The organism is Candidatus Micrarchaeota archaeon (assembly GCA_021163225.1).
Lineage (GTDB): Archaea > Micrarchaeota > Micrarchaeia > Anstonellales > JAGGXE01 > JAGGXE01.
The window spans coordinates 1-12,496 of the sequence record JAGGXE010000062.1 but is presented as its reverse complement, the minus strand read 5'-3'; the positions used below and the strand labels follow the sequence as shown (position 1 = coordinate 12,496).

Annotated in this window: 10 protein-coding genes; 7 read left to right on the top strand and 3 right to left on the bottom strand. The window is 46.2% G+C overall.

Annotated elements, in window-relative coordinates:
• From J7K41_04275 to J7K41_04250, 6 genes are all read left to right on the top strand, one after another.
• Positions 1–1,535 (top strand): hypothetical protein (locus J7K41_04275; protein MCD6549892.1); only part of this gene is annotated, 1,535 nt, incomplete at its 5' end.
• The gene (locus tag J7K41_04270; GenBank protein MCD6549891.1) at positions 1,535–2,005 is read left to right on the top strand and encodes a hypothetical protein; all 471 of its coding nucleotides are present in this window, start codon (positions 1,535–1,537) and stop codon (positions 2,003–2,005) included. The genes J7K41_04275 and J7K41_04270, both read left to right, overlap by 1 nt.
• A 1-nt stretch (position 2,006) precedes the next feature.
• Entirely contained in the window at positions 2,007–2,501 is a 495-nt protein-coding gene (locus tag J7K41_04265; GenBank protein ID MCD6549890.1) for a hypothetical protein, read from the top strand.
• A gap of 50 nt (positions 2,502–2,551) precedes the next feature.
• Entirely contained in the window at positions 2,552–3,064 is a 513-nt protein-coding gene (locus tag J7K41_04260) for a hypothetical protein (protein MCD6549889.1), read from the top strand.
• 97 nt (positions 3,065–3,161) lie between these two features.
• Entirely contained in the window at positions 3,162–3,557 is a 396-nt protein-coding gene (locus J7K41_04255) for a hypothetical protein (GenBank protein ID MCD6549888.1), read from the top strand.
• 29 nt (positions 3,558–3,586) lie between these two features.
• Positions 3,587–7,300 carry a hypothetical protein gene (locus J7K41_04250; GenBank protein ID MCD6549887.1) on the top strand — a complete coding sequence of 1,238 codons (3,714 nt, stop codon included), beginning with the start codon at positions 3,587–3,589 and terminating at the stop codon, positions 7,298–7,300.
• Between the two features lie 114 nt (positions 7,301–7,414).
• Here the strand turns inward: J7K41_04250 and J7K41_04245 are convergent, their stop codons facing one another.
• Together J7K41_04245 and J7K41_04240 are read right to left on the bottom strand one after the other, a co-directional pair.
• Positions 7,415–7,999, bottom strand: coding sequence for a hypothetical protein (locus J7K41_04245; GenBank protein ID MCD6549886.1), 585 nt, complete (start codon positions 7,997–7,999; stop codon positions 7,415–7,417).
• A 198-nt stretch (positions 8,000–8,197) separates the two neighbouring features.
• Entirely contained in the window at positions 8,198–10,390 is a 2,193-nt protein-coding gene (locus J7K41_04240) for an elongation factor EF-2 (GenBank protein MCD6549885.1), read from the bottom strand.
• A 581-nt stretch (positions 10,391–10,971) separates the two neighbouring features.
• Between J7K41_04240 and J7K41_04235 the strand changes: the two genes are divergently transcribed.
• On the top strand, positions 10,972–11,712 hold the full coding sequence (locus tag J7K41_04235; protein MCD6549884.1) for a hypothetical protein: 741 nt from the start codon (positions 10,972–10,974) through the stop codon (positions 11,710–11,712).
• Between the two features lie 66 nt (positions 11,713–11,778).
• Here the strand turns inward: J7K41_04235 and J7K41_04230 are convergent.
• Positions 11,779–12,496 (bottom strand): 2-(3-amino-3-carboxypropyl)histidine synthase (locus J7K41_04230; protein ID MCD6549883.1); only part of this gene is annotated, 718 nt, incomplete at its 5' end.

Sequence of the window (12,496 nt, the reverse complement as noted above, 5' to 3'; positions counted from 1 at the left end):
CATCGTGTAACGCGCTCGGTCTGAACTGTTCCCTCAGTCAGCCCAGAAACTTCTCCTTTATACAGGTCGACCCATGGACGGTTCAACTGTATTTTGAAGTGGACAGAAACATTACAACTCTGGACGGGAGTGCTGGCATCGTCGGTGATACGGTAGTCGTCAACACAACCTTTAAGATAGACGGGTTCATCGACCCGTTCGTTTCACGGATGATGAAGAACGACCCAGACGCGCCTCCGTATCCACGTCGTCAGATCTTCAGGTATCTAAATATGGATAACCCTGAGCCCTCAGACGCGCGCGTTGAAAGTAAAACTGTCGATAATCATTTTCCATCCAGATTGGCGCGTGGTAAAGGGTTTGTATACGGACCGATCGTTCAAACGGATAATGTCAGTAGAATAAATATCTCCAATGCATGGAGGTACATATTCCTAGGACCATGGAAAGATGTTAAGGATAAGATAGAATTGCACGGTTGGCTTGACGCGTTCGGCGGATACATCGTAACTGACGTAAAGTATAACGCAACAACAACCGATTACACAGATGAAAACTCACAGCATTTTGAATTTAATGGCACGCGGTTCGTACCTGTTTATGGTTTTCCATGGATATCCTGTAATTGGTCCGGTGATGTTTACTGTCGTATGCGTGTTGAGGTTACAGAATATTCTGAAGAAGATTGCGTGTTTGACTGTGTGAACGGCACGTTCGTAAGTTCTAAGGACTACAAACTGTGCGGTAACTCTGGGAATTGGGGCGATCTGTGTTCTCGACCGGTTGCATCCTGTTTGACAGGTACCCCTGCACGACAGTTTAACTTCGAAGATGTGCTGACAGAAAGCGAGATTGAATCACTCTGCAACTTTTCAACCGTTGCAACACCCAGTATCGGTATGGAGTTAAGTAATCCTTTGAACAAACCCTATATCGTGACATCAAGAAAGAAGGATGATGTACTGGATTTTCTTGGTGACACTGTTGCATCGGATTATCCGATTAACGACACGGTTGAGAGAACTGAACCTCGTGTTCTGATAAACAATGAGTATTGGGTGGACACGACCGGGTTCAACACCGCCTCTGATGATGAGAAGGAGGAGATGGTCGATCATCTGTTCGACGGGTATCACGAGTTCTGGAACATAGAGGGTTTGAGAAAGTTGGCGATGTGCGAATCCTATGTTCATCCAGAAGGTGACATGCATGCGCCGTCTTTCTTCCAACGTATGCTGGAACATCCTGAAGATAAGAAGGGCAGGGAACTTGCGATAGAATCGTTCGTTGTAGGCAGATGGACACCCGATGATTATTCAAAGGTTGACTGGGAGTACGCACGTGGTATGAACGGCGACCATCACTATCGGATAGATATCGATGATTACATTAAAGGTCTGCCGGGTAACAAGAATGCAGATATGGTCAAGGATACCGGGTCACCGATAGGTCATTTCGGTCTGTCGGACGCTGCCAGAGGTAGGTACGAGGTTCAGAACAATGTTGAATGTTCGCGTGATGTGAGGTGCAGTTGATGGTCCTTGTAAACCTGTCGTCGAGAAGGAAAAGGTGCTGGATGCGTGCGCAGGTATCCCTGGAATCTTTGATACTGATGGGGTTTGTTTTGACCTTCAGCATACCTTTGCTTATGCTCGTGGGTAACCTTAACACCGAAGATGCGGCTATAGGTCAGGCCCGGTCAACCGTTCAGATATTGGCCGATGCAGCCAACCAGGTGTATATGCAGGGTGAAGGTGCGCAGAAGGTCGTGCTCGTCGCGTACCCGCCGCGCCTTATCGGCGCGGCGGTACGCGCTGCCGACGAAGACCATGGCGAGATCGTGTTTACTGTCAGGGCAGATTCCGGTCCTGTTGATGTTGTCAGGGTTACGGTAGTGCCTTTGGACGAAACGGGTTCGGACCTGACAGGAGGACGGTTGGGTGCGGGTTTGCAAAAGGTTAAGATCTCCTATATCGGAGGGAAAGTCAGGTTGGAGGTAATGTGATATGACTGATGTTATCGATATCGTTCGTCGAGGAAGGAGGTGTGAGGGAAAGAAGGGTCAGGCCGCAGTAGAGTTTTACACGTTCCTCTCCCTCTTCATATTCATGTTCGGTTATGTTTCGTACACGTTCCTAACGCAATCCAGTCTGATCGCTTCCCAGATGCGTCAGGAGGTAGGTAACGAGGTCGCATCATCCTATGCAAACATGATCAATCTCGCAGTGTCCGGAGGTGACGGGTTCTACGGGAGTTTTCGTATACCTTCCAAGAAGGTTATGGATACAAGTTACCGGGTAAACATAACATCGAACGTTTTAGGTGTGTTCGTTACAGCGAACGGCAGAGACTACGTTTTTATAAAACCGACAACCGCTTCATCTGTTTCAGGTGTTACATCCTTCACTTCTGATGCTGTGGATTGTCTCTGTCTCCGAAACATGAACGGTACCATAAACATCAGTGTGAGTAACAGTTATCCTTGCTGTCCTACCAGCTGAGAACCTGAGAGGATATGTTGTGTGATTCGTATGATAGAAAGGTGGAGAATATGAAACGGGGTCAATATTTCACTCTCGACGCAATGGTTGGCGCAATACTTTTCCTAGTCACCGTCGGTACTGTTCTAAACTATTGGTACCTGATGCAGGCGGTGATCGATGCGAGAGGTAACCCTGAATACATGGTTGCGTTCCGTATTGCAGACCAACTCATGTCATCACCCGGCGACCCTATCGATTGGGAAACCAACCCTGCGAACGCGAACACGTTCGGTCTGGCAACATCGTGGTCAAACCGCGTTCTATCTTACGATAAATGGACGGCACTGAAAAATTATTCTAATGATCATTACGAAGACGCAAGGTCCAAACTGCACACGGCAGGGTACGATTATTATATCAGTGTGAAAACCTTCGGGACATGCGGCGGTCTCGATGAGAACGCAGGTTCCGTTTATCCAGCGAACGCTACAGTTGCAAAGGTGACGAGGATTGCGCCGTTCGAACATGGCGGTTCCACATGCGCGGCTAACCTGACTGTTTACGTATGGCGTGCCTACTGAACACTTTTCTCTGTGAAAATCAAAAGGTTTAATAACATCTGCTTATCTATTATGGATTGAACAGTGATCTTCCGATGGGAAAAAAGGCGGTGGTGTTATGGAACCGGTGTCCGAAGAAAGGTCCCTTTTTGACGAGAAGAGGTTATCCCTCCTGACACAGGAACCTCCCGAAAACCCTATGGAGAGGTACAGGTTCAGATTGAGACAGAAATCCCAGGTGAAAGAATATCTTACAGAACTGATCCATCAGGTTAAGGAAGCGGGTCCAGAAGGTCAAGAAGTGTTGGACAAGGGGTTGAGGTTTCTTTTTGATGAGATGGCAAAAGGGTCTTCCTGGTCGGTCCTCTATGATGTCGGTGATACGTTCTCACGGTTGTACCGTGAGTTTCCTGCCTGCCGGAAGAAGGTATTGAGTTTGTTGGAAGAGTATTGGAAGAACGGCCAACTGGATGACAAAACATTTACGGATATAAAGCAGGAGACGAGTTTGTGAACACGTTTCAAAAGTATGTCGGTGAGCCGATGGTAACACAAAGAATGATCGATGATTTGGATGTCAGACATGCGCCTTCCAGGTCGAAGGCGGTGGAATGGTGGCGCAACTATTTTGTTAAAAAGGGATGGGAATGGAACGAGACAACCGAACGTATGATAGAGATGGTGTACAGGTATGTGGATGGAAGAAAACGTCCTTTTATAACCGTCCAACGCGCGATAGACAACGCGGTATCGAACGGTGATTCGCCGTCAGATTTTTTCTATTACATCGAGACGGTTCAGAACTTCACCGTAGACGGATACTACGCAGATCTGAACACTCTCAAAGAACATGTTCGCGAGTATATCAAACAGCGGGGGATGATGAAAAGCGTTCCTGTGAACGTTGCATCGCTTCTAACTGATGAGGCAGAACAAACAGCCGATAAGATGAGTTCTATCCTGAACAGGTTGTGGTCCATGCCGCCGACGGACCTTTATTCTCTGTATCTTACAGTTAATATGGCAGAGACGGTCGTTTCCGAGTACATCAACAAGGGCGAGACCGAAGAGGACCGTAACCGCCGACGCGAAACCCTTAACCGCAAACTTGAGGAGAAGAGCAAAGAGGATGAGACGTTACGCAAGATACTTATGTTCACAGGTATGATGGACGGGACCGGTAAGGTGAACGTCACCACCGAATCGTTCCGCTCCTTCTATGAGAGGTACGTGTCCACGGCGACCGCTGTCACATCACTCAACCGCGCAGTCAAAGAGTTTGTAAATGAGCCGACATCAAACGTGTCCGCAGAAGGGTTCTGGCATCGCGATGATGTGAAACAGTCGTTGAATACGTTGGAGAACAACATGTTGATTGCTGACCATGTTATCTCTCTCATGTACGGTGAGGAGGGTCAACTGATAAAGGCGCTCTTCTCGGATGTAAGCGCCGCCGGAGGCGGCGCTTACCAGATGTACAAGGAAGCGATAACGCGCATCGTTGCTGAACGCGACACCCTGTTCTCCGAGATCCATCGGTTCACAGGTTCTAAACCCGGCTCTTATCAAACCCTGATGTCTTCACATCGTTTGATCTCATTACCTGATGGAACGAACAACGTTGAGATAGACGAATGGGACCCGATCACGATGTTATTGGTTGTACGCGCTCACGAGAGTGATAAAACTTTGAAGACGGTGAACGACGAAACATTCAACGGGTTGTTGACCGTTTCTTCCAACGCCCCGGAACATCTGGAAGGATACATGTTTACAAAGGACGGGTTATCTTTTGTCGATGACGTTTTAGTCAAGGTTCGTGATGATGCAGACCGGACAGAGATATTAAGTAAAGCGGTTCAACACATATCGATCCTGTACAACGTCTCCGGATCACATAAACCAGTAGAACGATACCTTTCGGAGATAGGTGTTACCGCACGCGGTACACTCACGGACGAACTTTTCCATGAAAACGTCGAATCGACCGAACCCGGACATATCAAGGTCAAACCACCCGAGTTGCGTGTTGAGGATGTTGCAGGTGTGCCGGAACTGAATGAGGAGGTTCTGAACCAATGGAACCGGTTTGTTATGAATCTGAACATAACGGAGACCAACAGGTACAACTATGACCAGGTGGAACGGTTCATCGGTGCGTCAGGGATATCTGCATGGTTCCCGGAACCGTTCGTAACACAACCTGAATTGAAGATGGCGGTGTTACCCGAACGTGTGGTATCGAACCTTGACAACGTATTTCGCAGGGTGCTGGAAGGGTTAAGGTTACCCGGTGTTGACCGTGTGGATGTATACGCACCTTTTCTCATCATGCCCGGTACCAGAGAGATAGAAGTGAAGGGTGAGGTCTACGGACCGCGCGGTGCCGGTGAGGTTGCAGTTTATTCTGATTCCTATTGGGATAGGATTAATGCAGAAGGTCAGGTCGTTGAGAAGACGCTTGTGAGATCCGTGTCCTCTCATACCAACAACATGTATATGTACGGATTACTCCTCTACGACTCGTTCGTTAGTTGGGCTTCTGAAAGGTATAAGGATACCGAGATGGGTTTGGAAAGTGTAGATGACGAGTTCAACGCAAAACTCAATGCTGTGTCAAACGGTGCCAACTTTGTGGTTCTCGGTCATGTGGATAGGTCCGAACGTAAAGGTATGAACGACAGTAATGTCGGTTCTTCATCTTTTGATATCTACGTTTTACATAAGGGACGATGGTACAGAGTGATCTATGACAGGTCCTTCAACGATTTCCTCAACGAACAGGCATGGTATGCCGAGATGATGCGCGATTTCGGTTCCGTGCCTGTGATCATAGGTGCGACGGCCTACCATCGTGATTATTATTCCTTTTCATCGGGAGATTACGGATATTTTGTAGGTGCAGAGGTTCCGATCACGGTTTCTGAAAAGGAAGGTAGAGCGGCTGGATTAATAGTAAAAGGTGAAAAGTATGAGCGTGTTTTTTCAGGCGGAGTTCTGCGCGCGGGCGAACGCCCGCGCGTCAGAACGTTGTCGTTAATCGTTACAAACCAGTCCGTCTTTCCGTTACCTTCTGTAAACGTTGCACTCAAATACGAAGACCTGATCCTGGATACCATGCGAACCATCGCGTTTGCGGAGTTCAATGACTATTTCAGAGTTGGCGGTGCGGTAGAAAAGAAGAATTGGTCGATGGGTGCATTGTGGAATTTTCATGCTAGCACTGATACGGCAGACCTGGTGATAGGTTACGGTATCCGTAATGTCCACGTGTTCGGTATGAGAACAAACACCAGGATGTTCTACAGATTGAGGGATGAGGTCGAGAGTTACGGCGCGGTTTCCAGGTGTTACGTGGATGATCACAGATGGTTGACGTTCTACGGTAATCGTCAAGTCGGAAGACCTCAGAACACAGTAGAGGTTCGTAATGCCGATGAGATCTCCGACAGTATAGAAGATATATGTTCCGACCTTGGTGAGGATTATCCGGTAATGGAATCGGACGCCTCGGTAAGAAGAACGATGCTTAAATCCTATGCTCAACGTCTTTCTACGGTTGTTGAATCGTTGCGGAATTATGCACCGGTGATAACTTCTACCGGTCCACAATTCCTGGGTATCGGGTACACGAACGCCAGGTCCGGGCTGGATGCGAAGCTTACCTGGTCAACGGTTCCTATAAACGATAAGGAGATGCTGTATACGGTCGGCATGTTCGATTACAAAGGGTTCGGTCTGCTATTCGGAACCCCTGTGTCGTACGGTGATGAGACGTTGGGCGGTGTGAGAATAGGGAAAGGTGACTGGTCCTTGGCATTGTGGTCCGGCAGGCGGGTCGCAGGGCTGGAGTTGGGTGCAAAACTCGGTAGTAAAACCGTTGCCGGAGGTTCGTTCACAAGGTTTAATCAGGGATGGCAGGTTGAAGGTTACATCGGGAACGGTGTCGGATGGCGTGTAATGCTGGATGTTAACCAGTTGAACAAGTTATCGGTTTACGGTGTTTCGTTGGAGGAGAGGTTGACTGCATCCTTCCAGTTGAAGGTTACTGCCAGTTATGCCGCTGTCAGCGAAGCGTCCGACCCGGTCAAAGCACTTAAACAAACGCTCTTCTCAGGAGAGATGAACATCGCATTGGGTCGCGGTACATTCCTCCGTGCTAACCTGTCCGTCACAGGGACGTCTGTTAATGATATGAGTTTCCCGGTTGTTGAAGGGAAGATCCAGTTTACCGGTCCGTTACCGTTTTCGCAATAGTTATCCTCAATAATTATCTGGTCGTCAAAATAGCAATCTACTCATTTCGTTCATAATAGTATTTTTTAAGATATTCGCGACCTTCGGTATTCATAACGTCTTCTTCGATATCCTTTATTGCCTGTTTAAGAGACGTCTGTTGATAAGGTCATCGATCTCTTTAGCAGAATTTTTGTAGGCTTTTGCAGCCTTCTTATCTCCTATCTTGTTAAGGTAAACAGATGCCTTTTTATATTCCTCTTCTGCCAGTCTGAGGAACATAATAAACGTGCTGGGTTTCAATAGTTCTCCATTGGTTTCAACATGTTCTAAACATAGGAAACCCGCAAAGTTGTACTTCTTTTTCTCTTCCAAACGCTTGATGTATTCAAGTATCTTCATGTCAAAGTATTCCCTATCTGTTTCGGATACGTACTTGTAATATCCTATTATTGCAGAACCCGCAACGTACGGTTCCGGTTCATAGAAATCTCTAACGTTCTTCATCAGCATCTTTGCTTCTTCAGAAAGTTTTTCTTCGTTCAACTCTGTTTTCTTGACTGTGGAAACCAGGGTTTCTACTGTGGCGGTTTTCGGGTTGATTGTTGTTGATTTATGCGGAGAAAGTTCTGTTAAAGGAGAAAACGTACCCATGTTGAAGAGCACGAGAGAAAGCGATATCAACTTCTTCATCTTTGTTTTCAATCTCTTTTTCTTCATGATTAACCGTAGATTTTTTGTTTTATAAAAGTTGCGTTAATGCTCTTTGCAGTTGCGATTGTGAACAAAATCTCTAACTCTCTACATAACTCATGCAGTTAACCATCTGACTCTAAGGATATGTTTTATAAAGAATTATTCGCAAAGGCGCTTTGCAGTACGGTGCAAAAAGAAGACGGAAAAAATCGAAAAAGAAAATTAAGAACTCATGAAATCCTTTGCGCTTGGCGGTTCGGGTTTCTCACCTTTTCGTTCCCTTATCTGTCTCACCACCTTGTCCAGCAGTGTTTTCGGTAGCGGTTCGTAGCCCAGGTATTCCTGATACCAAATCGCTCTACCTTGCGTTACACCGCGCAGTTCGTTGGAGAAACCGAACATCTCCGCCACAGGCATCTTGACTTTGATGGTGGATATCTCGCCCTCTTGTTCTATCGATTCGAGTTGTCCGCGTTTGCCCTGTACCATGTTGATGACTGCACCGGCATAATCGTGCGGTACCTGGATCAGTACGCGTAGTTTAGGTTCGTACAATGTCACTCCTGCACTAAGCATCGCTGCATATATCGGGTTTCTTGTGGCAGGTATTATCTGTGCAGGACCGCGGTGGACAGGGTCCTCGTGAATGGTACCGTCGACCAGACGCACTTTTGTACCGAACACCTTCTCTTTAGCAAGCGGACCTTTATCCATGGCTTCCCTGAAACCCTGTATAACCAGTTCCATGATCTCGTTAAGGTACTGGACGCCGTGTGTATCATCTATCAGTATATTCTTGTTGTACACGTCTACAACTCTCTTCGCCTCATCTCTCGGTAACCCTGCCTCTACAAACGCTTCTACATCACTCTTACCTTTCGGTTTACCTTCTCTTATCTTACCCTCTTCTATGGCTTTCAGTACGCTGTCTTCCAACGGTTCGACCACAAAGTACAGTTTGGTATGTTTGTTCGGCGACTTACCTTCGACGGGACCGAACTTACCGAGTACGCGTTCTCTGTACACAACGATCGGGGGCGATGTTATGATAGGTATACCTTTTTCTTTCTGGATCTTGTGTTCTATGATCTCGAGATGGAGTTCTCCCATACCGGAGATGAGATGTTCCCCTGTTTCCTGGTTGATTTCAACTCTCAGTGTCGGGTCTTCCTTAGTCAACGCCCTCAACACTTCAACGAGTTTGGCAAGGTCCTTACTGTCTTTAGCTTCGATAGATTTTGTTACTACAGGTTCTGAATAATGTTTGATCTGTTCGAACGGTTCGATCGGTTTGGCAGAGATCGTTTCACCGACAAACACATCTTTCAATCCGACGATACCGCCGATGTTACCGGCAGTAACTTCTTCGCACGGTACTCTGTCTTTACCCATGTATATACCTACCTGCTGCACCTTCTCCTTCTTGAACTTTGAAGCAACGTAGACCTCGTCACCTTTCTTGATACGTCCCGAGAACAGTCTGACTACTGCCACCTCACCTGCATGTTTGTCCACAACTACGCCGAACACCACTCCAACCATCGGACCGTTAGAATCGCAGTTGAGCATTGCCTTACCTTCTTCGGATTCGAGGTCACCGTGCCATATGACAGGGATTCTGTATTTCTGAGCAGTGACAGGGTCCGGCAGATGTCGGATAACCATCTCGAGTAATACCTCATCGATCGGTGATTTTTCAACCAAAACGTCGTCCCGACCGTTCAGACAGTTCTCTATTATGTCTTTAAACGTTATCTTGTTTCTCTGCATGGAATTTATACTGACGGCCCATTTGAGGAATGCCGACCCGAACGCTATGTTGCCTTTCTCAACGCTGATCTTCCAATCATCTTTAAACTGTTTTGGAGCGTACTGGTCTATCAGTTTGTTGACTCCCACTATGATCTTCGTAAGCCTCTTTTGCATTTCTTCAGGTGTGAGTTGCAACTCTTTGATGAGTCGGTCTATCTTGTTAACGAATACTGTAGGTTTGGCATGCTCTTTCATGGCCTGACGAAGAACCGTCTCTGTTTGCGGCATGATACCTTCAACCGCATCGATAACTACAACAACACCGTCGACCGCTCTCATCGCCCGTGTCACGTGTCCGCCGAAATCCACATGTCCTGGTGTGTCGATGAGGTTGATCAGATAATCTTCGCCTTCGAACGTAAACCCTAGAGATATGTTTGCTGACTTGATAGTGATACCCCGTGCCTGCTCCTGTTCATCGAAATCCATGACTCTTTCCTGTCCTGCCAGTTCCTTTGATAACAGTCCTGCTCTTGCTACCAAACTGTCGGTGAGTGTCGTCTTTCCATGGTCAACGTGTGCCACTATCGCTATGTTTCGGATGTTTTTCTTCTTTTCCATCAGTTTTTGCACTTCTTCAACAACATACTCTTTCCTTACCATTTCACTCAACCCCACTAAACTCGTTTTGATGAAACACATAATAATAAGGTGTTAATTTTTAGTGCTAACACTTTAAAAAAGTTTGTAAAGGCACTTTTGCGATACGACGAACCGTACGCATGATATCTTTGGCATAAATAACATCTTCGCATAATTTGTGTTAGTTGCAATTCAGGTATTAGTCCAAATGCAATTTTATCTTCTAAAAAAGAGTGCTTGTAGCTATACTAGTGGCTAAAATTGTTGGTTTTTTGTTATACAAATTTTGGAGTAAAGATCTTGTGAATTGAGTGTAAACAGATTTTTGGGTTCATGCAGATTCAATAGATGAGGGAAAACTTCTCAAATTTTATAATCCATTTGGATTCAAAAAAGTAGCAATAACTATGTTAAGAAAACAATAAGGATCGTCAGCGCCTTAAACTCTTCGGCTTACTTCGTAAGCCTCGTCACTTCAGGGCGACTAACAGCGAATATGCGGTTCATTCCTTCGGAACTTCTCACCCAAATTTGAGCTTCGCTCAAACTTCGCATATTTGCGATATGTCATATTTATAAATCGGTTCGTACATACTGTTATCATGTTAAGCAGTAATCTTGAGGAGTTGGCAAAACTGTATTTCATGGCTAACGGATACCTTGTGACGGACAACGTGTTTTTCTTCATTCCGCGTGAGAAAACAGGTAAACGTGTTTCCGGATGGACGGATATAGACGTGCTCGGTTATAAGAAAGGTACTGTTGCCGTAGTTCAATGTAAAGAATATCTCGGCACAAAGAGCATAGACAGTGTTGTGAAGGATTTGGACAGGTGGTTCAGTTCCGCGGAGGCATTCTTGAGAAGCGATGCTTCACCGTTGCACGGTTTACTCACTCAAGAGACGCGGTTGCTGCGTTATCTGGTTATAGGGCACGAACCTTCAACAAACCAGACCAAAAAATTATCTGAGGCAGGTATCAACGTTATAGGCATTAAAGAATTGTTGACCTTTCTCATCGCTGATGTCAATGCACTTACAAAAAAGGCGGGTGCGCGCGGTACCGGTGCGGACGGTAAAGAATCGCACCTTGTACGTTACCTACTGAAAAAGATGCTTAAGTACGGACTGGTATCGGACGCGTCTGTTTCCGAAGGTTTAAAGGAGCATGTCGCACAGGATAGGACTATCCAGAGCGGAGACCTTCCTGATGCGTGTGACCAGAAGGAATATACCGACAAGGTTCGTATCGCAGTTGAACATCTTACGAGAAAACGTGAGCGGTCCCGTAGGTCTGACAAACACGCCTCTGAAAGAAAAGATAATCAAAGAAAAATAACCTAAGGAAAAAACTAAGAGGAATAAAAGGAGAATAAAAATGAAGGGATGGAGGAAATCATATCGTCTTTTTTATCTTTTCATCAACTGAAACAACAATTCTAATTCGTCAGTGTTTATTATCGGTTTATTAACAGACCTCCAGTCGTCCGCAATCCGCGGACATGCAGTGTTTATGAAAGCGTCGATATACGAGTAATCCTGGAGTGCTTCCCAGTCAACAGTGTCGGACACAAGTATATGACTGTCCTTTTCTTTTTCATCGAGTTTTCTTTTGACCTCTTCGGCCAACCGGATGTTGAACTGACCCGGTTTTGTTGAGACGATTATGCCGAATACGTTACCTTCAGATGCCTTTACAACGAGCCCGCGACGTGCCTTCACATACCTGTTGATCTCATCTGTCACATCTTTAACCGTTCTGTTGAACGGGTCGGCTGCAATGACTCTTCTATCGAGCACGTCTAACCCTCTCCTTATTGCCAGGTAATGGAACCGTCCACCGCCGATGTAGAGAACGGTACGAGCGGGTGCTGCGAAAGCAGCACCCGCATCGCACCCTAAAATCTGTCCCGGATATACTGTTCGACCGCCTTTTCCCAGAATAACTGATATACCATCTTCAGAAAACTTCTCCTTGATTTTTTGGATCTGATGGATATGTTGAACTGTTGTTACCACTACTACTTCTTTTATCCTATGGTTTTTGAGATATTCGACCACCCTGTCCAGGAATTTTTCATCTATTTCGATGGAGTATTCTACGTATTCGACCTCTATGTCTTTGTAT